Source organism: Acidomonas methanolica (assembly GCF_004346035.1).
GTDB classification, from domain to species: domain Bacteria; phylum Pseudomonadota; class Alphaproteobacteria; order Acetobacterales; family Acetobacteraceae; genus Acidomonas; species Acidomonas methanolica.
Genome location: NZ_SLZN01000019.1, coordinates 27,469 through 53,621 on the forward strand (window position 1 = coordinate 27,469; position 26,153 = coordinate 53,621).

A 26,153-nucleotide genomic window follows, 5' to 3' on the forward strand; every position below is an offset into this window, starting at 1 on the left:
ACATGAGCAGGACACGCATCATGACTCCCTGGGACACCGCCGCCGTCCTTGCCATGGGCGAAGCCCTGTGGCAGGTCGAGCGCGGGCGTTCCGCCGGCATCTCCGGCGCGTCTCAAGGGATCGTGATGCGCGGCGGCAGTGTCGATACGACCAGGAACATCGATATTTCAAGTGCTTGCGCCGTTTTCGGCGGACATGGCGCGGACGATCACAATGTCGCGCGTGCCATGCACATCAAGGTGAATGGGGGTAAGAAGGGCGGCCATCTGAACAGCGGGAAGATGAACCGTCCCATGGATCTCCTCAGCGCTTTGCGCAGTTTTATCCGCGTTGCCGAAACCGGCTCCTTTTCCGTCGTGTCGAGAGAGCTGCATGTCAGCCAGCCGACGATCTCCCGGCAAATCCTCCTTCTCGAAAACCATTACGGCGTGCGCCTCTTCAGCCGCACGACGCGATGTCTGACGCTGACCGATGACGGGCGCACGCTGCTCGAACACGCGCAGAACGTGCAGACCATGATGGATGACGCGCATCTGGCGCTGAGCCAGCGCCAGTCGGGAGTCTACGGTCATATCCGGCTCGGCACGCCGACGGCGTTCGGCCTCTACCTCACGCGGCACCTGCCCGCCCTGCTGGAGCAGCACCCGGAACTTTCGGTGGAGCTGGTGGTGTCCGACAGTTTCGGCGACATCGTGCGGGACGGGATCGACATGGCGATCCGCGTCGGCATGGGATCGTCGGGCACGACGATCACCCGCCACCTCGCCGATGTGGAGCGGGTGCTGGTCGGCTCGCCGGATTTCGTCAGCCGCCATCCGCGCCCGCGCCATCCCAACGATCTGCTCGGCCTCTCGCCCGTGGTGTACACCTACGGCACGCAGGAGCCGGAATGGCTGTTCCGCAAGGGCAACCAGGAAGTGCGGATGCCCATGCACAGCGCCTTCCGCACCAACAGCAGTGAGGTGGTGCACCGCGCCGTGGTGGAGGGAATCGGCGTCGGGCTGATGCCGCTCTTCAGCGTGGCTGAAGAACTGCGCAGCGGACGCCTTCTCCGCGTCCTGCCGGACTGGCACGCGCCGGCGCTGGATTTGCACGTGGTCTATCCGGGGCCGCAGGGCATCTCCCTGCGCCGCCGCGCCGTGTTGAATTTCGTCCTGTCGCTGGCGGCCGATCTTTCGGCGGGCGACGTTTCCGTCAGGGAAGGCGCGCTTCAGGAATGACGTCGCGTGTCGCCATGTAGATCCCTGCGGACCAGAAGAAGACCAGGAACACCGCAGGAGAGGGGCGCATCCGCCGCCCCCTGCGACCGTTGAACCAAGACCCGATTCCCCGGCCGGACCGGCGGGATCACGCGCTGGAGTTTGCCGAGATGGACAGTAGGGAAGCGTTATATGTAGGTGTGGACAGCGACGGAGGCGTGCTGAAGCGCCCGATGTCGCCCCATCTGGATGTCTATCGTTTTCGCCTGTCGATGGCGCTGTCGATCGCCAACCGCATCAGCGGCGTCCTGTCGGCCGGCGGATTCGGCCTCGCGGTGATGTGGCTCGGCGCGCTGGCCTCGGGGCCGAAATCCTTCGGGCGCGCGCGCTGCCTCTCCCATTCGCTGGCCGGACGGGCCGTGACCGCCGGCTGGCTGGTGGCGACGGTCTATCATCTGGTCGGCGGCGTGCGGCATCTGATCTGGGATGACGTGCATCGGTTCGAGAAGAGCGAGATCAATCGCGACGGGCGCACGTCGCTGATCGTCACGGGCGGGATTTCCGCCGTGCTGACCGGCGCGCTCTGCGTGCTGGGCGGAGCGCGGGCGCGCAAGGCCCGCCGCACCGCCCTGAAGACCGCGAAATAAGGGGAAGGCGCAATGCGTATTGTGGACATGCGGACGCCGCTGGCGCGGGTCAAAGGGGCCGGCGGCCTGCCGGACGGGGTGGAGCATTGGGAGGCCGAGCGCGTCTCGGCCGTGATGCTCGGCCCGTTGTCGCTCTGGGCCGCGTTCTCCATGCTGCGGCTGGCGGGACGGGACCGCGAGGCGATCGTGGCCTGGGCCGGACGCCCGTTGAACGCAGCCCTGCTGGCGGCGCTGATCGGGCTGGTGACGCGGCACATGCAGCTCGGGCTGGAAGTGGTGACCACGGATTACGTGCGCGGCTGGAAGCGCTCGGCAGTAAAGCTCGCCATCCGCTTCGCCAGCCTCGTGCTGGCGGCCTATGGCGGCGCGTCGATCGTCCGGCTGCTGGTCGAGCGGTCTGGGAAGAACGGATAAGCGGCCCGGCTTGCCGGCCGGACAGAGTGTTTGAGGGAAGAGAGCAGGTCATATGAGCGGCACGGAGAAGAAGTCCGGCGGGTTTCTGGACAAGTATCGGATCGTCGATCACGCCTATGACGTCGTCGTGGTCGGGGCGGGCGGCTCCGGCTTGCGCGCGACGCTGGGCATGGGCGCGGCGGGACTGCGCACGGCCTGCGTGACCAAGCTGTTCCCCACGCGCAGCCACACCGTCGCGGCGCAGGGCGGCATCGGCGCATCGCTGGGCAACATGGCGGAGGACAACTGGCGCTGGCACATGTACGACACCGTCAAGGGGTCGGACTGGCTGGGCGACCAGGATGCGATCGAGTTCATGTGCCGCGAGGCCGAGAGCGCGGTGAAGGAGCTGGAGCATTTCGGCGTCCCCTTCTCCCGCACGGAAGACGGCAAGATCTACCAGCGCCCCTTCGGGGGCCATATGAGCCATTACGGCCAGGAGCCGGTGCCCCGCGCCTGCGCCGCCGCCGACCGCACCGGCCATGCGATCCTGCACACGCTCTATCAGCAGTGCCTGAAGCATAAATGCGAATTCTTCGTCGAATATTACGCGCTCGACCTCATCATGGACGAGAAGGGCGCATGCCGGGGCGTGATCGCCTGGAACCTCGATGACGGCACGATCCACCGCTTCGCCGCGAAGATGGTCGTGCTCGCCACCGGCGGCTACGGCCGCGCCTTCCAGAGCTGCACCTCGGCGCATTCCTGCACCGGCGACGGCGGCGGGCTGGCGATGCGCGCGGGCATTCCGACGCAGGACATGGAATTCGTGCAGTTCCACCCGACCGGCATCTTCCCGGCGGGCTGCCTGCTGACCGAAGGCTGCCGCGGCGAAGGCGGCTACCTGACCAATTCGGACGGCGAGCGCTTCATGGAGCGCTACGCCCCGACGGCCAAGGATCTCGCCTCGCGCGACGTCGTCTCCCGCGCCATGACGATCGAGATCGCCGAGGGGCGCGGCTGCGGCCCGAACAAGGACCACATCATGCTCCATCTGGAGCATCTGGGCGCGGATCTGCTGCACCAGCGCCTGCCCGGCATCTCGGAGACGGCGAAGGTCTTCGCCGGGGTGGACGTGACGAAGGAGCCCGCGCCGGTCCTGCCGACCGTCCATTACAACATGGGCGGCGTGCCGACGAACATCCACGGCGAGGTGCTGCGCCCGACGGAGGAAAATCCGGACGCGATCGTGCCGGGCCTGATGGCGGTCGGCGAGGCGGCCTGCGTCTCCGTCCATGGCGCGAACCGTCTGGGCACCAACTCGCTGCTCGACCTGATCGTCTTCGGACGCGCGGCGGCGCGTCGCGCGGCGGAGATCATCTCCCCCGCCGAACCCCTGCCGCCCCTGCCGAAGGAGGCGGGCGAGGCGACTCTGGCGAATTTCGACCGCCTCCGTCACGCGCAGGGCAAGCACAGCGTCGCCGGGCTGCGCGAGCGGCTCCAGCGCACGATGCAGACCCACGCCGCCGTGTTCCGCAGCGAATCGTCGCTCAAGGAAGGCTGCGAGAAGGTCGCGGACATCTGGAAGGATGTCGGCGACATCGCCGTCGCCGACCAGTCGCTGATCTGGAACAGCGATCTCATGGAGGCGCTGGAGTTCGAGAATCTGCTGGCGAACGCCACGGTGACGATCGAGAGCGCGCATGCCCGCCACGAATCGCGCGGCGCCCACGCGCATGACGATTTTCCCGAGCGCGACGACGTGCACTGGATGAAGCACTCCGTCTCCTATCTCGACGGCGAAGGCGGGGTGAAACTGCTTTACCGCCCCGTGCGGATGCAGACCCTGACCGACGAGGTCGAGGTCTTCCCGCCCAAGAAGCGCATCTACTGAATTGTCATTGAGAGGAAAGAGGGGAGCGTCGAAATGGTAGAACTCCGCCTGCCCGCGAACAGCACGATCCGCGAGGGCAAGAGATTTCCGGCGCCCGCCGGGGCGAAGCGGACGCGCGAATTCCGCGTCTATCGCTGGTCGCCCGACGACGAGGAGAATCCGAGCGTCGACACCTATGTACTGGACCTCGACGCGGTCGGGCCCATGGTGCTGGACGCGCTGCTCCACATCAAGAACGAGGTCGATCCGACGCTGACCTTCCGGCGCTCCTGCCGCGAGGGCATCTGCGGCTCCTGCGCGATGAACATCGACGGCGAGAACACGCTTGCCTGCCTCAAGCCGATCGAGAGCATCAGCGGCCAGGTGAAGATCTATCCGCTGCCGCACATGCCGGTGGTCAAGGATCTGGTGCCGAATCTCAACGGCGCCTACGCCCAGCTCGCCTCCATCGAGCCCTGGCTGAAATCCGACACCCCGGCCCCGCCGGACGAGGAGCGCCTGCAAAGTCCCGAGGAGCGCGAGAAGCTCGACGGCATGTGGGAATGCATCCTGTGCTTCTGCTGCACGACCTCCTGCCCGAGCTACTGGTGGAACGGCGACAAATATCTCGGCCCGGCCACGCTGCTGGCGGCGAATCGCTGGATCGTGGACAGCCGCGACGACCATACGGCCGAGCGCCTGGCCGGGCTTGAGGACCCGATGAGCCTCTATGCCTGCCGCACGATCATGAACTGCACGCAGACCTGCCCGAAGCACCTCAACCCCGCCAAGGCGATCGCGAACATCAAGAAAATGCAGCACGACAGGGAATGAGCCCGCGCGCCCCGGTTCGAATGTCGCACCCCGCCCGAACCCGCGGGCTCCCTGGCGTCAAGGGTTTGACGCCAGGGATGACCAGGGGGCGACCGTCCTCTGGCGGGTGTGGAGCGGCGCCGCACTTCAAACCGACGCAAGATCGGCAATGAGGGGGCTGGAGAAAGAACCGAACCTCGTCTATGAGGGCGCCTTGCTTTTTCTTTCTCCGGGAAAGTTTTCCGGGAAATAAAATTACAAGGCGGCGAGAGGGGACGACAGATCATGCCGGAGGAACGCATCGTTCAGGTGAGCGGAAAGGCCTTGCTTGCCGACCGTCTGCTCAACAAGGGGCTCGCCTTCTCGCTCGAAGAGCGGGAAGCGTTCGGCCTGAACGGATTGCTGCCCCGCGCCGTCAAGACGCTGGACCAGCAGGTCGAGGCGGCGATCGCCTTTCTCGCCGGGCTGCCGACGCCGCTCGCGCGGCATATCCGCATGCGCACCATTCAGGACAGCAACGAAACGCTGTTCTACGCCATCCTGGAACGCGATCTCGAACGGGCGCTGCCGATCGTCTATACGCCGACGATCGGCGAGGCCTGTCAGGCCTTCTCCGAGATCTGGCACCAGTCGCGCGGGCTGTTCCTCTCCTGGCCCGACCGCGACCGCATGACGGAAATCCTCGCCGACCCGGCCTATGACGACGTGCGGATCGTCTGCGTGACGGATGGGGAGCGCGTGCTGGGGCTGGGCGATCAGGGCGTGGGCGGCATGGGCATTCCCATCGGCAAGCTCTCCCTCTACACCGCCTGCGCCGGCATCGACCCGCGTCACACCCTGCCGATCATGCTGGATGTCGGCACCAACAACCCCACCCTCCTCAGCAGCACCAACTATATCGGCTGGAAGCGCGAGCGGGTGCGCGGCGCGGCTTACGACTCTTTCATCGAGCAGTTCGTGGAGGCCGTGCAGGCGCGCTGGCCGAACGTCCTGCTGCATTTCGAGGATTTCTCGGCAGCCCACGCCTCGCCGATCCTCGAACGCACCCGCACGCAGCTTTGCACCTATAACGACGATATACAGGGCACGGCGGCGGTGACGCTCGGGGTGATTCTGGCGGCCCTGGAGGGGCGCGAGACGCGGTTGCGGGACCAGACCGTCGTCATGGTTGGCGGCGGCTCGGCCGGGGTGGGGATTTCCCGCCTGCTCGTCCAGTACATGGCGGAGGAAGGCGCGAGCGAGGCCGAGGCGCGGGCCCGCATCTACATGCTCGACAAGGACGGCCTCCTGACCACCGACAATGCATGGATGAGCGCCGGGCAGATGGAATTCGCCCGGCAAGACTGGCCCGGCGCGCCGGGGGCCGACCTGTTGCAGGTCGTGCGTCACGCGAAACCGTCGATCCTCATCGGCGTGTCCGGCGTCGGCGGGCTGTTCACCGAGGAGGTGGTGCGCGAGATGGCGGCGCATTGCGAGCGGCCGGTCATCTTCCCCCTTTCCAACCCGACCTCCCATGCCGAGGGCACGCCGCGCGACCTCATGGCCTGGACGGAGAACCGCGCGCTGGTCAGCACCGGGACGCCTTTCCCGCCGCTGAAGCGCGACGGGCGCACGCAGCGCGTGGACCTGGCGAACAACGCCTACATCTTTCCCGGTATCGGGCTCGGCGTGCTGGCCAGCGGGGCGACGCGGATCACCGACCGCATGATCCTCGCCGCCGCGCGCGGCCTCGCGGCGATCAGCCCGCGCCGGAACGATCCCGAAGGCACGCTCCTGCCGCCGCTGACGGAGATGCGCGAGGCCGCGATCGCGGTGGCCAGCGCCATCGCGCGCCAGGCGCGGGCGGAAGGCGTGTGCGACGAATTTCCCGACGAGGAGCTGCGGCCCCGGATCGAGGCCTGTCTCTGGACCCCCGAATACCGCGGCTACCGAAAGGGCTGATGCGCCGGGGCTGTCCCGGCGTCACGACGAAAGAGCGAGCGACATGAGCGACACGAGAATCGAATCGGATGGCATGGGCGAGATCGAGATCGCCAATGACAAGCTGTGGGGCGCGCAGACCCAGCGCTCGCTGCATTATTTCAGCATCGGCCACGATCTCATGCCGCGCGAGATGGTCGAGGCGCTGACCATCGTCAAGCGCGCCAGCGCGGAGGCGAATCATCAGAGCGGCCGTCTCGGCGACACGCAGTACAAGCTGATCCTCGAAGCCGCCGACGAGATTCTCGCGGGCAAGCACGCCGATATGTTCCCGCTTCATGTCTGGATGACGGGCTCCGGCACCCAGTTCAACATGAACGTCAACGAGGTGATCGCCAACCGCGCCTCGCAGATCGCCGGAGAGGCGCTCGGCAGCAAGAAGCCGGTCCACCCGAACGACCACGTCAACATGTCGCAGTCGTCCAACGACGCCTTCCCGACGGCCATGTACATCGCCGCCGCGCTGGGCGTGGAGCGGATGGCACTCCCCGCGCTGCGTCGCCTCGCCGAGGCGCTGGAGAAGAAGGCGGAGGACTGGAAGGACATCGTCAAGATCGGCCGCACCCATATGCAGGACGCGGTGCCGATGACGCTGGGTCAGGAGTTCCACGGTTTCGCCGGGCTGATCCGCGAGAATGTCGCCCGTCTCGAAACCGCGCGGAAGGAACTCTATCCGCTTGCGCTCGGCGGCACGGCGGTCGGCACCGGCATCAACACGGACGCGCCGTTCGCCACGCGCGCCTGCGCGGAAATCGCGCGGCTGACGAAGCTGCCCTTCACCAGCGGCGATAACAAATTCGCGCTGATGGGCAGCCATGACGCGCTCGTCCATCTCTCCGGCGCGCTCCGCACCACGGCGAATGCGCTCTACAAGATCGCCAACGACATCCGCCTGCTGGGCTGCGGCCCGCGCGCGGGCTTCGCCGAATTGCACCTGCCGGAGAACGAGCCGGGTTCCTCCATCATGCCCGGCAAGGTCAATCCGACCCAGGCCGAGGCGCTGGCGATGCTCGCCATCCAGATCATGAGCAACGACGTGGCGGTGGGTTTCGGCGGCGCGTCGGGGCTGCTGCAAATGAACGTCTACAAACCGCTGATGATCCATAACATCATGCAGAGCCTCACGCTTCTGCACGACGGCTGCGACAATTTCCGCAAGTTCATGCTTGAGGGCGCCACGCCCAATCTCAAGCGCATCGAACGCTATGTCGCGGAATCAGTCATGCTGGTCACCGCGCTGGCCCCGACCATCGGCTATGACAAGGCCTCCAAGGTTGCGCATTACGCCATGGACCACGACACCACGCTGCGCGACGCCGCGCTGAAGCTCGACGCCATCTCGGCGGAGGAGTTCGACCGCCTCGTCGATCCGCGCACCATGATCGGCCCGAATATGAAGGGCAAGTAAAAGGCCGAAAAACCCTCCAGCCCGGCTTCGGAGTTCCCCCAAGGAAACTCCGAAGCCAGACGATCAAGAGTCTTTTTTGCTTCTTTTTCTCCGGAAAAAGAAGAAGATTTCCGCGCCTCTCCACCATGACAGGCCGGCTTGATCCGAACGGAAAAGACGCTAGAAAACAGGCATGTGCGCTCTGCCACTCCCGCCGTTGCCCCGCCATCGCCAGATTCTCGCGCTGGTGGCGGAGCGGGGCTACGTCACCAACGAGACGCTGGCCCAGCATTTCGGCGTCGCGGTGCAGACCATCCGGCGGGATGTCGGGACGCTGGCCGAACAGGGCTACATCGCCCGCCATCACGGCGGCGCCAGCGCGGCCTCCTCCGTCGAGAACATCGCCTATGACGAGCGGCAGGTGCTCAACCAGCCGGCCAAGGACGCGATCGGCCGGGCCGCCGCCGCGCTGATCCCGGACCGCTCGACGCTGTTCATCAATATCGGTACCACCACGGAATCCTTCGCCCGCGCCTTGACGGACCGGCGCGACCTGCGCGTCGTCACCAACAATCTCCATGTGGCGACGATCCTGTCCGCGCAGACCGATTTCCGCACCATCATCACCGGCGGCACGGTGCGCCATTGCGACGGCGGCGTCGTCGGCCCCAGCACCATCGAATCGCTCGACACGTTCCGCGCCGATTTCGGCGTCATCGGCATCAGCGGCATCGACGAGGAGGGCACGCTGCTCGACTTCGATCCGGACGAAGTCATGTGCACCCGCGCCATTCTCCGGAATTCCCGCCGCGTCATCCTGCTGACGGATCATACGAAGTTCGGCCGCCATCCCATGGGGAAGGTCGGCGCGCTGGCGGATATCGACGTTCTGGTGACGGATCTCGAACCGCAGCCGCCATTCCGGGCGCTGCTGCTGGCGGCGGAGGTCGAGGTGCATCTGGCGCCGCCCGCCGGACTCTGACCCCGCCGCGATCCGCCTCACGAAGAGTTTGGCGCACCTACAAAGTCGTGACGCGCGATAATGTTCGTTTCCGCTCGCAAATGGGCGGGATTTGTCGCATGATGTTCGAAATCGAGCATTCATGCCGGAGCACACGATGTCCCCTTTGAACACGCCTTCCCACGCCGAAACCCTGCATCGGCCGTTCGATCTGCTGGTCGTCGGCGGCGGCGTGAACGGCTGCGGAATCGCGCGGGACGCGGCGGGGCGCGGGGCGCGGGTGCTGCTGGTGGAGAAGGACGATCTCGCCGGCCACACCTCCTCGGCCAGCACGAAGCTGATCCATGGCGGCCTGCGCTATCTCGAACACTACGCGTTCCGGCTGGTGCGGGAATCGCTCATCGAACGCGAGCGGCTGCTGGCCATCGCGCCCCACATCATCTGGCCGATGCGCTTCGTCCTGCCGCATTCGAAGCTGGTCCGCCCCGCCTGGATGCTGCGCGCGGGGCTCTTCCTCTACGACCATCTCTGCCCGAACATGACCCTGCCCAGGACGCGGCGGCTGAATCTCCGCCGCAATCCGGTCGGCGCGCCGCTGAAGGACAGCTTCACTTTGGGCTTCGCCTATTCCGACGGCTGGGTGCAGGACAGCCGCCTGGTCGTGCTGAACGCCATGGACGCGGCGGCGCGCGGCGCGACGGTGCTGACGCGCACCCGCCTCGTCTCGGCGACACGCGGCCCGCAGACCTGGGAAGCGGTCCTCACCGATACGGAAACCGGCGAGACCCGCACCGTCACCGCCCGCGCCATGGTCAACGCCGCCGGTCCCTGGGTGGCGGAACTGCTCGCCGAGCGGTTGCACGTGCCGAGCCGGAGCGCGGTGCGGCTGATCAAGGGCAGCCACATCGTCGTGCCCCGCCTCTTCGACGGGCAGCAGGCCTATATCCTGCAAAACCCCGACAAGCGCATCGTCTTCGTCATCCCCTACGAAACGGCGTTCACCCTGATCGGCACGACGGACGTGCCGTACGAGCAGGATCCCGACCATGTGGAGATCACGGCGGAAGAGACGCGCTATCTCTGCGACAGCGTGAACCGCTATTTCGATCGGCAGGTTTCCCCGGACGATGTGGTCTGGAGCTATGCCGGGGTCCGGCCGCTCTATGACGACCATTCCGGCGACGCCTCCGCCGTCACGCGCGACTACGTGCTCGACCTGGATACCGAGGCCGCGCCGATCCTCTCGGTCTTCGGCGGCAAGATCACGACCTTCCGCAAGCTGGCCGAACACGCGCTGGAGAAGCTCCAGCCGCATGTCGCGGCGCTGGCGGGCCAGCCCGGCTGGACGGATACGCAGCCTTTGCCGGGCGGCGCGTTCGCGCGCGACGAGTTCAAGGCGCTCGTGCAACGTCTTCAGGATCAGGCGCCGCATCTCGACACCTATACCGCCTGGCGTCTGGTGCGCAATTACGGCACGCGCGCCTTCACCATCGCAACACCCGACGCGCAGGCCATGGGCGAACGCTTCGGCGCGACGCTCACCGCCCGCGAGGTCGATTATCTTCTGGAGCACGAATGGGCGCGCAGCGCGGAGGACGTGCTCTGGCGGCGCTCCCGCCTCGGACTCTCCATGCCGGACGAAGCCGCCGCCCGTCTGCGCTCCCATATCGCCGGACGCCTGGCGGGATCGTCCCCGGCGCAACCGGTTTCAACCCGACAGGGTTGGGATGCGTCTTCGTTCCGCCTGGAAAAGAAGACCCGAAAATCTTTTGCGACTTGGCTGCGACGTTTCCCGGCGAGGTTTCGTGACCAAACGATCGCAAATCTGTTCGCTTCGCGGGCAGATCGTCAGGCGGCGTCGTCCCCTGACGTGAAGAGGCAAGCCAATGAGAGTCTTCAGGACCAGAAGACCGCCCGCACGGCCCACAACAGTCTCTAGCCGAACCACCCCTTGTCGAGCAGTCCTGCCATGTCCGAAACCAAACGCACCATCGGGGAACTGATCTCCGAATTCGCCGCCGTCGCCATCATCATCATTTTCGGCGACGGCGCGGCGGCGATGTATTCCCTCTACGATCCGAGCCCGTACAAGACGGCCTATTGGGGTGTCTGCATCGTCTGGGGCCTCGCCGTGACCGTCGCCATCTATTGCACGGCGGCGATCAGCGGCACTCACGCCAACCCCGCCGTCACGCTTTCCCTGGCGCTGTTCCGCGAGTTTCCGTGGAAGAAAGTGCTGCCCTACGGCGTCGCCCAGATCGCGGGCGGCTGCTTCGGCGCTCTGGTGGTCTATGCGATGTTCGCGCCGGTCATCGACCACTACAATCTCACCCATCACCTCACGCGGGCCGGCGACGGCGGATCGGCAGGCGTGTTCTTCACCCATCCCGGCGCATACATCACCGTGGCCCACGCGTTTCTGGACGAGACGATCCTCACCGCCCTGCTGGTTTTCGGCATCTTCGCCATCACCTGCCGGTACAACACCCAGGCGCCGCAAGCCAATTCCGGCGCGCTCATCATCGGATTGCTCGTCGCCATCATCGGCGGGTCCGCCGGATATCTGGACGCCTGGGCCATCAACCCGGCGCGCGATTTCGGTCCCCGGCTTTTCTGCTTCTTCGCCGGCTGGGGCGCATCGGCCATCCCCGCGCCGGGGCAGTACTGGTTCGTCCCCATCGTGGCCCCCCTGCTCGGCGGAATCATCGGCGGCGGCGCCTATCATTACGGCATCCGCCCCTTCATGCCGCAATATGCAACGCGCCTCCCGGGAGAGTCCGACCCCGTCATCGTGACCGAGGACGCGCGCCAGACATAGAAAAGCCGGTGTTCTTTCCTGAGAGAAGAACACCGAAACAGTCCCGACCCGGTGGAGGACCGTTCCGACGAAACGCCACCGCCAGACGACCAAAAGTCTGTTTCTTCTTTGTCATCAGGAAAAGAAGAAACACCCAACCGCTCTCCAGCACCCAAGGGAGTCACTCCCATGACCGAAAAGACCTGCATCCTGGCCATCGACCAGGGCACGACCTCGACCCGTTCCATCGTCTTCGACCGCGAGGCACGGGAGCTTTCCCTCGCGCGGCGCGAATTCAGGCAGCATTACCCGCAGCCCGGCTGGGTCGAGCATGACGCGGAAGATATCTGGACCGACGTGGTGGACACGGCGCGAGAGGCGATCGAGCAGGCGGGCGGCGTCGGGCGCATCGCCGGGATCGGCATCACCAACCAGCGCGAGACGGTGGTGATCTGGGATCGCGCCACCGGCAAGCCCATCCATCGCGCCATCGTCTGGCAGGACCGCCGCACCACGGCGCTCTGCGCGAAGCTGAAGAAGGAAGGGCGCGAGAAGGACATGCGCGCCCGGACCGGACTGCTGCTCGACCCGTATTTCTCGGGCAGCAAGATCGCCTGGATTCTCGATCATGTGGATGGCGCGCGCGCGCGGGCGGAGAAAGGCGAACTCGCCTGCGGGACCATCGACAGCTTCCTGCTCTGGCGGCTGACGGACGGGAAGGTGCATGCGACCGACATCACCAATGCCAGCCGCACCGCGCTCTGCAACATCCACACCCTGTCCTGGGACGACGAGCTGCTCGCCCTGTTCGGCGTTCCGCGCGCGCTGCTGCCGGAGATCCGCGACAATAGCGGGCCTTTCGGCGAGACGGACCCCGCGATCTTCGGCCGGCCGGTCGCGATCGGCGGGATGGCGGGCGACCAGCACGCGGCGATGGTCGGGCAGGCCTGCTTCGCCGAGGGCATGGCGAAATCGACCTACGGCACGGGCTGCTTCATGCTCACCAATACCGGCGAGACGCCCGTGGCCTCGCAGAACCGCCTGCTGACCACCATCGGCTATCGTATCGGCGGCAAGACGACCTACGCGCTGGAAGGCTCGATCTTCGTCGCCGGAGCGGCGATCAAATGGCTGCGCGACGGGTTGCACCTCATCACCCACGCCTCGCAGACGGACGACATGGCCACCCGCGTCGAGGACAGCCACGGCGTCTATATGGTGCCGGGCTTCGTCGGGCTCGGCGCGCCGCATTGGGACCCGAACGCGCGGGGCCTGATCTGCGGCCTGACCCTGGGCTCGACCCAGGCGCATCTCGCCCGCGCGGCGCTGGAATCCGTCGCCTTCCAGACCTACGACCTCGCCCATGCGATGACGGAGGACGGCGCGGCCAAGGCGCAGACGCTACGCATCGACGGCGGCATGTCGGCCAATGACTGGTTCTGCCAGTTCCTCGCCAACATGCTTCAGGTATCGGTCCAGAGGCCGAAGAACCTGGAGACCACGGCGCTCGGCGCGGCCTTCCTCGCCGGTCTGGCGACGGGCATCTGGAAAAGCCTCGACGACGTCGCCGCGATTTGGGCCGAAGACCGCATCTTCGAGCCGAAGATGGACCCCGCGCTGCGCAAGACCATGCTCGCCGGCTGGCATGACGCCGTGCGCCGCACGCTCAGTTCCCCTGCCGAGAATCAGGCGGGCGTCTCAGGCGAGGTCTGACGCAGGGCGCTGCCCCTCCCGGTTCCGTCGCCCGGCCGGACGGGGCAGGAGGGCTCGCTCGATGAATCCCGCCCGACGCTCTTGACGCACACAGCGCCGCCAATGCTCCCGAATTCGTTACTGATGGACGCAGATTTGAAAAGTGGGTAGGGTGTGTGACGTCCGGAAGCTGCCGAGGCATGCCGGTTCTCCGTGAACTCTGCCGCGTTTCATGGCGCCATGTGGTGTCTGCGACCGTGGCGACTGCAACCAGAGGCGCGTTATGGCGACCGTTCGTATCAATAACAACGAATACCAGGCGGATGTGGCTGCTGACACGCCGTTGTTGTGGGTGTTGCGCGACGTGCTGGGACTGACCGGCACGAAGTTCGGATGTGGAATCGCCGAATGCGGCGCCTGCACGGTGCATGTTGATGGGCAGGCGGTGCGCGCATGTTCGTTGCCCGTTGGCAATCTCGGGACGAAGTCGGTCACGACGATCGAAGGCCTCGCGGGCGATCCGCTGGCCCGGGTCGTACAGGACGCCTGGGCGGATATCGACGTGGTGCAGTGCGGTTACTGCCAGCCCGGTCAGATCATGAGCGCCATCGCGCTGCTGAAGACCACGCCTCATCCGACGGATGCGCAGATCGACGCCGCGATGTCCGGCAATATCTGCCGCTGCGGCACGTATCCGCGCATTCGTCAGGCTATCCGCAACGCGGCGGGAGACATCGCATGAAAAACCTGGCGACAGGCGTGGCCGAGCCGTCCCGTCGAGGGTTCCTTGCCGGGGCGACGGGTCTGATCGTGGCGGGGCTGCTCCCGGCCCGCAGGGCTTTCGGACGGCCGTCGGAGTTCGTGCAGGGAGTGCTTTCGGACGTCGAGAATGCTCCGTTCGCGCCGGGCGCCTATATCCGGATCGCCCCCACGCAGGTGCCGGGAGACAGCGGCGTCACGTTCATTCTTCCGAATGTGGAAATGGGCCAGGGGATCTATACGGGCTCGGTGGTTCTGATCGCCGAGGAACTGGGCATCGATCCGGAGCGTGTGAACCTCGAGGCGGCGCCGCCGGATGCCGCCTATATCCTTCCCGAATTGGGAACGCAGGCAACGGGCGGATCGACCTCGACCATCTTCGAATGGACAACGCTGCGCGAGGCGGGCGCCGCCGCGCGCGTGATGTTGATCCAGGCTGCCGCGACACGCTGGAACTGCCCCGTGACCGAATGCGAGGCGCGGCAGGGGCAGGTTGTGCACACGCCCTCGAACCGAAGCTTCGCCTTTGCCGATCTCGCAGAGGATGCGGCGAAAGTGCCGCCGCCGAAGGACGTTCCGCTGAAACCGGCGCGGGACTGGACGCTGATCGGTCGCCCGCGTCATCGGCTGGACAGTCGCGCCAAGATCGAGGGGCGTCCGCTTTTCGGGATTGATATCCGCGTGCCGGACATGAAGCACGCGACCGTCGCCGCCTGTCCCGTTCTGGGGGGGAAGGTCGGAGAGATCGACCGTGACGCCGCGCTGCGGGTTCCCGGCGTGAAGGAGGTCCTGACGATCGATGACGCGGTCTGCGTCGTCGCCGATCATTACTGGGCCGCGAAAAAGGGGCTCGAAGCCCTTGCCGTCGTGTGGCGCGAAGGTGCGAACGCATCGGTCGATACGGCGCAGATCTATCGCGAACTGCATGACGGATTGTCCGAACCGCATCCGATCGTCGCGCATAGTCAGGGCGACGCGGCAGCCGTGTTCGACCGGGCCGTTTCGCGCTTCGAGGCCATCTACCAGCAGCCGCTCCTCGCGCATTCGCCGATGGAGCCGATCAACTGCACGATCCATGTCCGCCCGGACGGCGCCGATGTGTGGGTCGGAACGCAGGTGCCCTTGCGCGCCCGTGACAGCGTGGCGAACATCACCGGACTGCCGAAGGAAAACGTGCATCTGCACAGCCAGTATATCGGCGGCGGCTTCGGCCGTCGCCTGGAGCACGAATATGTCACCCAGGCCGCCCGGTTCGCCAGGCAGGTGCCCTATCCGCTGCAAATCGTCTGGAGCCGTGAAGAGGATCTGATGCGCGACCGTTTCCGGCCCGCCTATGTCGATCATGTGCGCGCGGGTCTGGATCGCCAGGGCGGGATCCAGAGCATGGAGTTCCGTATCGTGGGACCGGCCGTCGTGGCGCGGTGGGCGCCGGCGGGGCTTTCTCCCAACGGGTTCGATAACGATCTCGCCGGAGGCATTCTCGAAACACCTTACACCTATCCCGCCTCGCGACTGGACTTCGTTCGACGCGAAGCGCCAGGCGTCGTGACGGCGTGGTGGCGCGGTGTCGGCGGAACCAGGGGGCTGTTCGTCGTTGAAAGTTTTATCGACGAACTCGCCCAGCGGGCGAACGCCGATCCGGTCGCGTACCGCCGCGCCCTGATTCACGATCATCCCCGCGCCCGCGAGGTACTGGATCTCGCGGCGGAGAAATCCGGCTGGGGGACACCGCTGCCGAAGGGGCATGGGCGTGGCGTCTCCGTGCAGTTCCTGTTCAAATCGTATCTGGCCACTGTCGTCGAGGTCGATATGAGCGCGCCGGGTCAGATCAGGATCGTTCGGGTCACCGTCGCGGCCGATTGCGGGCAGCCGGTGAACCCGGACCAGATTCGCGCGCAGATCGAGGGAGGAGTGATTTTCGGCCTGGGCACGGCGCTGTTTAACGAAATCACGTTGAAAAACGGGCGCGTGCAGGAGAACAACTTCAACCTGTGGCGCATCCTGCGCATGAATGAGGCTCCGCGGATCGACACCCATCTCGTGAACAGCACGGAAGCGCCGGGCGGCGTGGGCGAGACCGGCACGGCCGCCGCCGCGCCCGCCCTGGCGAACGCGATCGCCGCGGCATCGGGGCGCCGCCTGCGGACCCTGCCTTTGATGCCCGGCGTGGAGGCAGCGTGATCATGCGGCGTTCATCCCTCATTTTCGGTATCGTCGGTCTGATGCTGACGGCCATTCCGGCGGCGCGTGCCGAGACGCCGGGCCAGAGCGACCTCGTCGCGCGCGGCCAGTATCTGGCGCGTCTGGCCGATTGCGAGGCGTGCCACACGGCCCCGGGAGGGGTTCCGTTCGCGGGGGGGCGTGCCTTCGCCGTGCCGCCCATGGGAACGATCTATTCCTCCAACATCACCCCGGATACGAAATACGGTATCGGCCAATGGACGGACGCGCAGTTCGCGCGCTCCGTGCGCAGGGGCATCTCGCCGCACTGGAAGCATCTGTTTCCGGCGATGCCGTATCAGGATTACGCGCGGATGAGTCCTGAAGACGTTCGGGCGATCCGGGCCTATCTCGCGACCGTCCGGCCGGTGGCCAGAAAGATCCCGGCGAATACGGGGATCTTTCAGTTCAGCATCGTTCGTCCGGGCATGTTCGGCTGGGATCTCTTCAACGGGCCGGCCTCGTCCTATCCGGATGATCCGAAGCGGAGCGCGGCCTGGAATCGCGGCCGCTGGCTCGTCGAGGGGCCGGGTCATTGCGCCGAGTGCCACTCTCCGCGCACGCTGACGATGGGGGTATCCCATCGCCATGCTTATGCCGGGGCCGTCGCGGCGGGCTGGCTTGCCTATAACATCACCTCCGATCCGCAAGCGGGGATCGGCTCCTGGACGGACGAGGCGCTCGCGAGCTATCTGACGACGGGTCATGCGGACGGACATGGAACGGCGGCAGGACCGATGGCGGAAGCCGTCAGCTACAGCCTTCGTTTCATGACGAAGGAGGATACCGCCGCCATGGTGACGTATCTGCGGACCCTGCCGGCGCAACCCGCGAAACCACCGAAAAAGGCTTCGGACGCGTTCTCGCCGGCGGCACTGAAGCATGGCGGGGCGCTGTTCGCCGGTGCCTGCGCAGGATGTCATCTGGAGAACGGCGCCGGACGACAGGTGGAGGCCGCCTCGATCGCAGGCGGACATACGTTGCGCGATCCCGATGGTGTGAACCTGCTTCAGGTTCTCATTGAAGGCTCAAGGTTGACGACCGCCACGGGCAACGCCGATATGCCGCGCTTCGGCGACGGCTACAGCGATCGCGACCTCGCGGATATCGCAGCCTACACCATGACCACGCTGGGCGGAACACAGCCAGCTTTCAATACAGATGCCGTGAAAGCCGCACGAAAAACAGAGTAGGAACCCTCTGGACTTGCTTGGGAAAGTGGAGACCTGTTTTGATCAAGTGCCCTGCCGCTCGCAGGCGGCAGGGCTGACGACGTCCCGCGACGAATGTCTGCGGACGGGCGTGTAGAAAGGCACCATGTTTCCGACGCTCGGTCGCGGAGGGGTGTGCGGATCAGCGCACCGCATTCGAGCGGAGCGCCGCCTGACTCTTCGTCCCCCTGACGGTTGGATTGACTGGTCACGTTCCGAAGAACTGAACAAGTGTGTCACGATATGGGGTTGTCGGCCCGATCAGACGCGCCAGATCGCCGCCATCATCGAACAATGCGCCCTGTGCCACGCCGGCATCCGTATCGGTCAGGATTTTCGCAAAAATATCCGGTACGCCGGCCGCGAGCGCCGCAGCACGGAATTCCTCCGCGTCCATATTCCGATAATCGATCGCGTTGCCGGAAATCTCCGAAACGGCCGCCGCAAAATCCGTCAGCGTAAAAGATGTATCACCGGCAAGTTCATAAATACGACCGGCATGATCGCCGCTTGCCAGCACGGCTGCGGCGGCTCTGGCATAATCGGCACGGGCCGCGGACGAGATGCGTCCGTCTCCGGCCGCGCCGATCAATTCCCCCTGCTTGAGGGCCAGCGGCAGCCGCCACGTATAAACCTCGGTATACCACCCGTTGCGCAGAAGGACGAAGGGCACGCCAGATTCTTTCAGGGCGAGTTCGGTCTCGCGATGTTCGGCTGCGAGGAACAAGGGCGATGTGTTGGCATGCAATATGCTCGTATAGGCAATCAGACGGACGCCCGCGTCTTTTGCCGCTTTTATGACATTGCGATGCTGCGCCGTGCGTTCGCCCAGTTCGCTCCCGGAGATCAGCAGGAGCCGCTCCACACCCGCGAATGCCGAGGCCAGGGTCTCCGGCCGAGAATAATCGGCAATGCGCAGTTCCACGCCTTTTTCGCCGATGGCGCGTGCGGCATCTTTCGCAGGGTCGCGAACGCCCGCCGCGATGGCGCTGGCCGGCACCTCCTCGAGCAATGCGTCGATGACAGTTTGTCCAAGCTGTCCGGTGGCCGCGGGTCCGCAGCGCTTCAGCGCCGTTCAGCGTGCGATTCCGGACATCTCCAAACGAATGCTGACGCAGACTTTCAGGGATCTCGAGCGTGACGGCCTGATTACGCGGACGGTCTTTCCAACCAAGCCGCCCAGCGTCGAATACCAGTTGACGACGCTGGGAATGACGATCCTCGAACCGCTGGCGGTTCTCGTGCGGTGGGCCGATCGCAGTCACGCCGCGATCAGGGAGGCGCGCCGGATATTCGACGAGGGGAATTGATCGGCTGACGCAGATGCTTTCTGCGGCGTGCCGTCAGATCGCCCCGGGATCGCCCGATGGCCTGATCTGTAAAGGATGGCGTCCGCCGTCGCGCCGAGGCCCGCTATCAGCAGGGATATCCCCTCATCGCCCGGCTTTGGCCTCGGTGACCAGCTTCGCAAGATCATCCAGCGAGACGGCCCCCGGAATGAGGTGGTGGCCGATGACGAAGGCCGGCGTTCCCTGAAACTCCAGCATCCGCGCCTCGCTGTCGGTCTTGCCGAGAACCTGCCGGATTTCGCCCTCGCGCTGCGCGAGATCGCGGTCGAGCTGCGCCATATCGACGCCAGCCTGTTCGGCGGCGCGCCGGATCGCGGCCTGATCCATCTGACGCGGAAGCGTGAAAAGCGCGTCATGGATCGGCAGGTATTTGCCCTGCCAGCCTGACGCGATGGCGACCTCGGCGGCATAGACCGAGACGCCGCCGAAGATCGGCCAGTCCTTCAGCACCACGCGCACGCTCTTGTCCTGCGCCAGCAGAGCTTGCAGCCGCTGCTGCATGACGCGGCAATAGGGGCAACGATAGTCGAAGAATTCGACGATGGTCACCGATCCCAGCGGATTGCCGGCGACTGGCGAGGTCTTGTCCTGCAACAGGTCGTCCTCGAGCTGAGCCGTGGCGATATCCCGGGCCACGGCCGGTCCGATGGCGACGATGCCCAACAGGATGGCGAGCAGGACCATGCGAGCCCGCCCCGCGAAACCCTTGCGAGCGTGCCTGTTCAGAGCTGGCGCCTTCATGGATGGAGTTCCGGCAGGTTGCGGTAGAGCATGTAGAAGGCGACGACGAAGACCAGCGAAGCGAAGATCCGGTTCAGCGTGGCCTTGTGCGTGGCGAAGCGCGACGCCAGCATCATGCCGGCAGCGCCCCCCGCGAAACCGCCGAGCAGATACTCCGCCGCGACCGGCCAATTGATCAGGCCGGAGAGCCCATAGGTCACCGAGGTGGTGAGGCCGAAAGCGCCGACGGCGAGCAGCGACGAGCCGATCGCGCAGATCATCGGCATGCCGGTCGCGAACAACAGGCCCGGCACGATCAGGAATCCGCCGCCGATGCCGAAGAAACCCGAGAGGACGCCGACGATGAAGGCGGTGGCGATCAGCGGGCCGGGATTGCGCGACCCGGGCGTCCAGAGTCCGCACGAACCGGCTGAAAAGGCGTCAGCGCCCTCGGCGGGCTTCTCTTTCCGCCGCAGCATCAGCACGCCGATCACGATCATGAGAACGGCGAACAACGAGATGAGCTGCTTGCCGTCGACCTGCTTGCCGAGCAGCGAGCCCGCGGCCGCGCCGGCGACGCCGACGACGGAGAAGATGAGGGCGCAGCGCCAGCGCACGTTGCCGGCGCGCGCATGCCCCCCGAAATTGGCGAAGGCGTTGGCCGAGACGGCGAGCGCGCCCGTGCCGATCGCCACATGCGGCTGCAAGCCGACGACATAGAGCAGCAGCGGCGTCGCCATGATCGAGCCGCCGCCGCCGATCAGGCCGAGGGTGAACCCGACCAGAGTGCCGGACAAGATCGCGAGCATGGGATGGAGCAGGTCCATAATCCTCTCCTAGGCCGAGGGCCGGGCGCGTGCGGCCGGCACGAGTCGGAAGAGCGCCATGCCGGCGATCATCGCGGCCGTGAACAGCAGGGTCTGCGGATGGCCGAGCACGAGGCCCGCGATCGCCGGACCCGGGCACAGGCCGACGAGACCCCAGCCTATTCCGAACAGCGCAGCGCCCATGAGCAGGCGCGCATCGATGCGGACGGCCGTCGGGAGGTCGAACCGTTCGGCCAGCGCCGGGCGGCCGCGTCGCCGGGCGTATCGCCAACCGATCGTGGAAACGGCGACCGCACCGCCGAGCACGAAGGCGAGGCTCGGGTCCCACGGCCCGGCCACGTCAAGGAAACCCAACACCCGCACGGGATCGAGCATCCCGGAGAGCGCCAGTCCCAACCCGAACAGACTGCCCGCCACGAGGCCTGCCAGCGGTCTCATGGGCTGACCCCCGGGAGCAGATGATGGGTGAGATAGACCACCGCGACGGCGGTCGTCATGAAGACGCCGACCGCCGCGAACGAGCGACGCGACAGACGCGCCAGGCCGCAGACTCCATGCCCGCTCGTGCAGCCCGATCCAAGCCGCGTCCCGAACCCGACAAGCAGACCCCCGGCGATGAGCACGGCCGGGGCGGCGGTGACATGCGAGTCCGGCAAGCGGCCGGTCAGCCCCAGAAACAGCAGGGGGCCGACGAGCAGCCCGATCACGAACCATATGTTCGTCGCGGTCTCGGCCGAGCGCGGCCCGAGCAGGCGGCCGAGGATGCCGCTGATCCCGGCGATGCGACCGTTGAGCAACAGGAACAGCGCCGCCGCCGCGCCGATCAGCGCGCCCCCGGCCAGGGATTGCAGGTAAGTGGGCCATGCCATCGGCAGTGTTCCTTCAACCGACGCGATGGACGCCGACGCGGGCGAACACCGCCGAGGCGGCCATCGCGGCGTTGGGCATGGGCTGGGAGTTCGGCGCGTTCGTCACGAGGGCCGCGACGCCGGATGGGCAGAAGACCTGGTGCAGCGCGCCGAGGAGCTGGCGCAGTCGCTCGTCGGTCAGGCTGTAGATCACCGCTTTGGCCGACCGCCGCCCCTCGATGACGCCCGCGTCGCGCAGCGTGCCGAGTTGTTGCGACAGCGATGGCTGGCGGATGTGGAGCCGCTCCTCTATTTCGCTGACCGCGAACGCACGCTCGGTCAGCAGGCAGGCGATCAACAGGCGCTGCGGATGGCCGAGCAGCTTCATGAGATCGGCGATCTCCTCGGCGCGCGCCTGCATCGGCTCGGCCAAGGGCTGCTGAACATCAGGCATTGGCGGCCTCCAGGCGGTAGTACCAATCGGGCTGTTCGCCGGAGGGCGACCAGGCCTTCGGGTCGGGCGCCGTCAGCGGCGGCGTCGCCAGCACCGCGTCTCCGGGCGTCCAGCCCGCCGGCGTGAACACCTGCTCGCGCTCACTGAGCTGGAGCGCGCTCACCAGGCGGAGCAACTCCTCGACGTTGCGGCCCACATTCATCGGATACCAGGTGATCGCCCGGATCAGGCCGTTCGGGTCGATGACGAGGCTCGCCCGCACGGTGGCGCTGGAATCGGCGCCCGGATGCAACATCCCGTAGGCCCTGGCGATCGCCATCGAAGGGTCCTCGACGATCGGGAACGGCACCTCGACGCCGAAGCGGTCATGGATGCTGGAAACCCAGGCAATATGTGAGAACAGGCTGTCGACCGAAAGACCGAGCAGGTCGCAGTCGAGCGCCTGGAACGCATCGTAGGCTTTCGAAAAGGCGATGAACTCGCTGGCGCAGACCGGCGTAAAATCGGCGGGATGGGCGAAGAAGACCAGCCAGCGCCCGCGATAGTCGTCCAGCGATTTCTCTCCCTTCGTGGTCCGCGCGCGGAAGGGCGGCGCCGGCTCGTTGAGCAGCGGCAGGCGCGCTTCCGTGCTCCGGTCGTCTCTCATGCCGTCCTCATGCCGTTCCGCCATTCGCCCGCCCTTCCCTTGCCCTTGACATCTGACCGCAAGATCATTCTATAATTAACGCAAGTCAATATCGAATATGTGAAATTGATGATGACCAGCTTTCGGAGGTCGAGATCATGAGCACCGATGCAGAGACAGGGCAGGCCGACGCCGTTGCGGAGGCGATCGTTCGCCGCGCCGTGGCCGACGCCGGCCTGCGGCCGCAGGTCACGGCCTTTTTCGACGAGCCGACCAATACGGCGAGCTACGTGGTGCGCGATCCCCGCTCGCCGTCCTGCGCCATCGTCGATTCCGTGCTCGACTATGACGCCGCCGCCGGGCGCACCGCGACCGCCTCCGCCGACGCCATCGTCGCCTTTGTCCGGAAGGAGGGACTCGCGGTCGAATGGATTCTGGAGACCCATGTCCATGCCGATCACCTGTCCGCCGCGCCCTATCTCAAGGAGACGCTGGGCGGCGCCATCGGCATCGGCGAGAACATCCGCGTCGTCCAGGCGATCTTCGGCAAGGTCTTCAATGCGGGGACCGTGTTCGAGCGCGACGGCAGCCAGTTCGACCGCCTCTTCACCGATGGCGAAGTCTTTCGGATCGGCGGCCTCGAAGCTATGGCCCTGCACACGCCGGGGCATACGCCCGCCTGCATGACCTATGTCATCGGCGACACCGCCTTCGTGGGCGACACCCTGTTCATGCCCGATTATGGCACCGCGCGGGCCGACTTCCCGGGCGGTGACGCCCGCGCCCTTTACCGCTCGACGCGCCGGGTGCTGTCGCTGCCGGGCGAAACGCGTCTCTTCCTCTGCCACGACTACAAGGCGCCGGGCCGGAACGACTATCGCTGGGAGACGACCGTCGCCGCCGAGCGGCGGGACAACGTCCATGTCCATGACGGCGTCTCGGAAGACGAGTTCGTCGCCATGCGGATGGCGCGCGACGCCAAGCTCGGCATGCCGAAGCTGATCCTGCCCTCCGTCCAGGTGAACATGCGCGGCGGCCAGCTCCCGCCGCCGGAGGATGACGGCGAGCGCTACCTGAAAATCCCGCTCAACAGGCTCTGACGAACGGATCACGCCGACTGGAGGGCGCGCGCATGGATATCAAACAGATCACGCCGACCCTCTGGGTCTCTCCGCAGATCGCTCCCGCCGATGTCGAGGCCCTCGCCGGGCTTGGCGTTCGCGCGATCGTGAACGACCGCCCTGACGGCGAAGAAGCGGGCCAGCCCGACTCGGCCGAGATTGCGGACGCCGCCGGACGTCACGGGATCGGCTATCGCCAGATTCCCGTGAAAGCCGGCGAGATCACTGACCGGGATGTCGATCAGTTCGCGGCGGCGATCGAGGTCGCCAAGGGGCCGGTTCTGGCCTTCTGCAGGACCGGAACGCGGGCCGTCATGCTCTGGGCCTTGAGCCAGGCAGGTCGGGTCGCCTCGGACGAGTTGATCCGGGACGCCGCTCGCCACGGCTACGACATCACCGCGCTGAAGCCTCGCCTTGATGCGGGCGGCGCCATGAGGAGAAATCGCCCATGACCAACGAATACGATGTCGTCATCGTCGGCGCGGGCGCTGCCGGCGCCGCAATCGCCGCATCGCTGCTGCGCCGTCGCCGCTCGTTACGCCTCGCCATCGTCGATCCGGCCGATCGGCACTATTACCAGCCCGGCTGGACCCTTGTCGGGCGCGGCGTCTTCCGGCCCGAATCCACGGTCCGGCCGATGGAGGCGGTGATTCCGAAGGGCGCGGAATGGGTGCACGCGGTCGCCACGGCCTTCGAGCCCGATCGCAACACGGTTCTACTGGGCAATGGCCGCAAGCTCACCTACCGGGCCCTGGTCATGGCGCCGGGGCTGAAGCTCGATTGGGACGCGATTCCGGGTCTCGTCGACGCGCTCGGCCGCAATGGCGTCACGTCCAATTATCGTTTCGACCTTGCGCCCTACACATGGCGGCTGGTCCAGTCGCTGGAGCGCGGCAAGGCCATCTTCACGCAGCCGCCGATGCCGATCAAATGCGCCGGCGCGCCGCAGAAGGCCATGTATCTCTCCTGCGACCACTGGCTGCGGACCGGCCGGCTCGGCGCGATCGACGTCTCGTTCTGCAATGCGGGCGGGGTCCTGTTCGGCGTGTCGGCCTATGTCCCGGCATTGATGGCCTATATCGAACGCTACGGCATCAACTTGCAGCTTCAGTCGCGGCTGATCTCGATCGACGGCGTCCGCAAGGAAGCCACCTTCGAGGTGACGCAGGCGGGAAGTCCCCCAAAGTCCATCACGCGCTCTTTCGAGATGCTGCATGTCTGCCCGCCCCAGGTGTCGCCGGACATCGTTCGGGAGAGCCCGCTGGCGGACGCGGCCGGATGGCTCGAAGCCGATCCCGCGACGCTGCGCCATCCGCGCTTTGCCAACGTCTTCTCCGCCGGCGACGCCTGTGCCACGGCCAACGCCAAGACCGCGGCGGCCGCGCGCAAGCAGGCGCCGATCGTCGCCGAGAATGTGCTCTCCACCCTCGACGGCAAGGAGCCGCGGGCGCTCTACGATGGCTATGGGTCCTGTCCGCTGACGGTCGAACGGGGCCGGATCGTTCTGGCCGAGTTCGGCTATGGTGGCAAGCTCCTGCCGACCTTCCCCAAGTGGCTGATCGATGGCTCTCACCCCTCGCGCCTCGCCTGGCTGATGAAGGAGCGCATCCTGCCGCCGGTCTACTGGCATGGCATGCTCAAGGGCCGGGAATGGCTCGTCCGCCCGAAGGAATTCGCGCATGCAGGTAGCTTTTGAACTGACCTGCGGCCGCTCTCGACCACCCTGTTCGGCGTGCCGCGCGGCGGAGAGCGGCCCGCACGGATTGTCTGGCTGAACTCGATTCTGGGAGCGGTGACGGTAGCGGGGTGCGCGCTGCATGAAAGCCATGGCCGTTCGCCGCGCGGCACGCTCTGATGCTGGTGGCGATGGCACTTCGCGGCCTCCGCTATGCGGAAAGTGCTGCATTGCCCAAGCGGCTCGGATGATGGCAGGTCATTGCAGACCCTAACTCAAAACTGAGGGCACGTTCGGGGCAGGGTCACTGGCCGAAAATCTCGTGGAAAACCGGTCAAATACGACAAACGGAAATACAAAAGACGCAACCGTATCGAAATCATGTTCGGCAGGCTCAAAGACTGGAGACGGGTCGCAACACGCTATGACAGATGCCCGACCGTCTTCTTCTCGGCCATCTGCCTCGCTGCAACCGTCTTGTTCTGGCTATGAGTCCTGAGCCTAACCTGAAGCGTCCCGGGTTTCCCGGAGGCTAATTGGTTTGAGTCACGCAGCCATATTGATGATCTGAAGGGCTGCATAGTAGTTGGCCTCGGCCTCGG

General features: G+C 66.1%; 25 protein-coding genes and 1 pseudogene. 19 read left to right on the forward strand and 7 right to left on the reverse strand.

Translation table 11 applies throughout. From position 1 onward, the window contains the following. Positions 1 to 20 precede the first annotated feature (20 nt). The 14 genes from EDC31_RS12525 (at position 21) to EDC31_RS12590 (ending at position 17,914) form a co-directional block, all read left to right on the forward strand. A complete protein-coding gene (locus EDC31_RS12525) occupies positions 21 to 1,220 on the forward strand; it encodes a LysR family transcriptional regulator (RefSeq protein ID WP_306310149.1) in 1,200 nt (399 codons plus the stop codon). A 179-nt stretch (positions 1,221 to 1,399) separates the two neighbouring features. After that, positions 1,400 to 1,846 (forward strand): succinate dehydrogenase, cytochrome b556 subunit, encoded by a 447-nt coding sequence (gene sdhC / locus EDC31_RS12530; RefSeq protein ID WP_239641727.1) that lies wholly within the window; start codon positions 1,400 to 1,402, stop codon positions 1,844 to 1,846. A gap of 12 nt (positions 1,847 to 1,858) precedes the next feature. Continuing rightward, on the forward strand, positions 1,859 to 2,260 hold the full coding sequence (sdhD, locus tag EDC31_RS12535; RefSeq protein WP_042060740.1) for a succinate dehydrogenase, hydrophobic membrane anchor protein: 402 nt from the start codon (positions 1,859 to 1,861) through the stop codon (positions 2,258 to 2,260). A 52-nt stretch (positions 2,261 to 2,312) separates the two neighbouring features. Beyond that, positions 2,313 to 4,133 (forward strand): succinate dehydrogenase flavoprotein subunit, encoded by a 1,821-nt coding sequence (sdhA, locus tag EDC31_RS12540; protein WP_042060741.1) that lies wholly within the window; start codon positions 2,313 to 2,315, stop codon positions 4,131 to 4,133. Between the two features lie 33 nt (positions 4,134 to 4,166). Next, positions 4,167 to 4,946 (forward strand): succinate dehydrogenase iron-sulfur subunit, encoded by a 780-nt coding sequence (locus EDC31_RS12545; RefSeq protein ID WP_042060743.1) that lies wholly within the window; start codon positions 4,167 to 4,169, stop codon positions 4,944 to 4,946. Positions 4,947 to 5,210: 264 nt separating this feature from the next. Next, positions 5,211 to 6,866, forward strand: a complete 1,656-nt coding sequence (locus tag EDC31_RS12550) for an NAD-dependent malic enzyme (RefSeq protein WP_042060745.1) — start codon at positions 5,211 to 5,213, stop codon at positions 6,864 to 6,866. 43 nt (positions 6,867 to 6,909) lie between these two features. Then, a complete protein-coding gene (locus EDC31_RS12555) occupies positions 6,910 to 8,313 on the forward strand; it encodes a class II fumarate hydratase (protein ID WP_042060746.1) in 1,404 nt (467 codons plus the stop codon). A 172-nt stretch (positions 8,314 to 8,485) separates the two neighbouring features. Continuing rightward, the gene (locus EDC31_RS12560; RefSeq protein ID WP_042060748.1) at positions 8,486 to 9,274 is read left to right on the forward strand and encodes a DeoR/GlpR family DNA-binding transcription regulator; all 789 of its coding nucleotides are present in this window, start codon (positions 8,486 to 8,488) and stop codon (positions 9,272 to 9,274) included. 136 nt (positions 9,275 to 9,410) lie between these two features. After that, positions 9,411 to 11,192, forward strand: a complete 1,782-nt coding sequence (gene glpD, locus EDC31_RS12565) for a glycerol-3-phosphate dehydrogenase (protein ID WP_081797781.1) — start codon at positions 9,411 to 9,413, stop codon at positions 11,190 to 11,192. Between the two features lie 30 nt (positions 11,193 to 11,222). Next, positions 11,223 to 12,071 (forward strand): MIP/aquaporin family protein, encoded by an 849-nt coding sequence (locus EDC31_RS12570; protein ID WP_042060750.1) that lies wholly within the window; start codon positions 11,223 to 11,225, stop codon positions 12,069 to 12,071. 168 nt (positions 12,072 to 12,239) lie between these two features. Beyond that, positions 12,240 to 13,763 (forward strand): glycerol kinase GlpK, encoded by a 1,524-nt coding sequence (gene glpK, locus EDC31_RS12575; RefSeq protein WP_042060751.1) that lies wholly within the window; start codon positions 12,240 to 12,242, stop codon positions 13,761 to 13,763. Positions 13,764 to 14,025: 262 nt separating this feature from the next. Next, a complete protein-coding gene (locus tag EDC31_RS12580; protein WP_042060755.1) occupies positions 14,026 to 14,484 on the forward strand; it encodes a (2Fe-2S)-binding protein in 459 nt (152 codons plus the stop codon). Then, positions 14,481 to 16,682: a xanthine dehydrogenase family protein molybdopterin-binding subunit gene (locus EDC31_RS12585; protein WP_042060757.1), complete on the forward strand. Its 2,202-nt coding sequence runs from the start codon at positions 14,481 to 14,483 to the stop codon at positions 16,680 to 16,682. Before EDC31_RS12580 ends, EDC31_RS12585 begins: the two co-directional genes overlap by 4 nt. 2 nt (positions 16,683 to 16,684) lie before the next feature. After that, positions 16,685 to 17,914: a cytochrome c gene (locus EDC31_RS12590; RefSeq protein WP_042060759.1), complete on the forward strand. Its 1,230-nt coding sequence runs from the start codon at positions 16,685 to 16,687 to the stop codon at positions 17,912 to 17,914. A 226-nt stretch (positions 17,915 to 18,140) separates the two neighbouring features. On the opposite strand, the gene EDC31_RS12595 is transcribed toward EDC31_RS12590, so the two are convergent. After that, positions 18,141 to 19,001: an SDR family oxidoreductase gene (locus EDC31_RS12595; protein ID WP_042060761.1), complete on the reverse strand. Its 861-nt coding sequence runs from the start codon at positions 18,999 to 19,001 to the stop codon at positions 18,141 to 18,143. Between EDC31_RS12595 and EDC31_RS12600 the strand changes: the two genes are divergently transcribed. Beyond that, positions 18,916 to 19,242 (forward strand): winged helix-turn-helix transcriptional regulator, encoded by a 327-nt coding sequence (locus EDC31_RS12600; protein ID WP_081797782.1) that lies wholly within the window; start codon positions 18,916 to 18,918, stop codon positions 19,240 to 19,242. The genes EDC31_RS12595 and EDC31_RS12600 overlap by 86 nt on opposite strands. A gap of 123 nt (positions 19,243 to 19,365) precedes the next feature. Here the strand turns inward: EDC31_RS12600 and EDC31_RS12605 are convergent, their stop codons facing one another. From EDC31_RS12605 to EDC31_RS12630, 6 genes are read right to left on the reverse strand one after another with little or no spacing between them, the layout of a single operon-like run. After that, positions 19,366 to 20,022, reverse strand: a complete 657-nt coding sequence (locus tag EDC31_RS12605) for a DsbA family protein (RefSeq protein WP_052512104.1) — start codon at positions 20,020 to 20,022, stop codon at positions 19,366 to 19,368. After that, the gene (locus tag EDC31_RS12610) at positions 20,019 to 20,828 is read right to left on the reverse strand and encodes a sulfite exporter TauE/SafE family protein (protein WP_042060765.1); all 810 of its coding nucleotides are present in this window, start codon (positions 20,826 to 20,828) and stop codon (positions 20,019 to 20,021) included. Before EDC31_RS12610 ends, EDC31_RS12605 begins: the two co-directional genes overlap by 4 nt. Before the next feature lie 9 nt (positions 20,829 to 20,837). Then, a complete protein-coding gene (locus EDC31_RS12615; RefSeq protein ID WP_042060767.1) occupies positions 20,838 to 21,266 on the reverse strand; it encodes a YeeE/YedE family protein in 429 nt (142 codons plus the stop codon). Beyond that, a complete protein-coding gene (locus EDC31_RS12620) occupies positions 21,263 to 21,697 on the reverse strand; it encodes a YeeE/YedE family protein (RefSeq protein ID WP_042060769.1) in 435 nt (144 codons plus the stop codon). Before EDC31_RS12620 ends, EDC31_RS12615 begins: the two co-directional genes overlap by 4 nt. A 13-nt stretch (positions 21,698 to 21,710) precedes the next feature. Then, on the reverse strand, positions 21,711 to 22,130 hold the full coding sequence (locus EDC31_RS12625) for an ArsR/SmtB family transcription factor (protein ID WP_204366695.1): 420 nt from the start codon (positions 22,128 to 22,130) through the stop codon (positions 21,711 to 21,713). After that, positions 22,123 to 22,776 carry a peroxiredoxin gene (locus tag EDC31_RS12630; RefSeq protein ID WP_052512108.1) on the reverse strand — a complete coding sequence of 218 codons (654 nt, stop codon included), beginning with the start codon at positions 22,774 to 22,776 and terminating at the stop codon, positions 22,123 to 22,125. The genes EDC31_RS12625 and EDC31_RS12630 overlap by 8 nt, the downstream gene beginning before the upstream one ends. A gap of 137 nt (positions 22,777 to 22,913) precedes the next feature. On the opposite strand from EDC31_RS12630, the gene EDC31_RS12635 reads away from it, so the two are divergent. The 4 genes and pseudogenes from EDC31_RS12635 to EDC31_RS12645 form a co-directional block, all read left to right on the forward strand. Next, the gene (locus EDC31_RS12635; protein WP_081797780.1) at positions 22,914 to 23,855 is read left to right on the forward strand and encodes an MBL fold metallo-hydrolase; all 942 of its coding nucleotides are present in this window, start codon (positions 22,914 to 22,916) and stop codon (positions 23,853 to 23,855) included. A gap of 32 nt (positions 23,856 to 23,887) precedes the next feature. Next, positions 23,888 to 24,328, forward strand: a complete 441-nt coding sequence (locus tag EDC31_RS17735; protein WP_042060773.1) for a TIGR01244 family sulfur transferase — start codon at positions 23,888 to 23,890, stop codon at positions 24,326 to 24,328. Next, a complete protein-coding gene (locus tag EDC31_RS12640; protein ID WP_042060775.1) occupies positions 24,325 to 25,572 on the forward strand; it encodes an NAD(P)/FAD-dependent oxidoreductase in 1,248 nt (415 codons plus the stop codon). The genes EDC31_RS17735 and EDC31_RS12640 overlap by 4 nt, the downstream gene beginning before the upstream one ends. Before the next feature lie 282 nt (positions 25,573 to 25,854). Beyond that, positions 25,855 to 26,043, forward strand: a pseudogene (locus tag EDC31_RS12645) (transposase); the annotation flags it as partial. Positions 26,044 to 26,153: the final 110 nt, after the last annotated feature.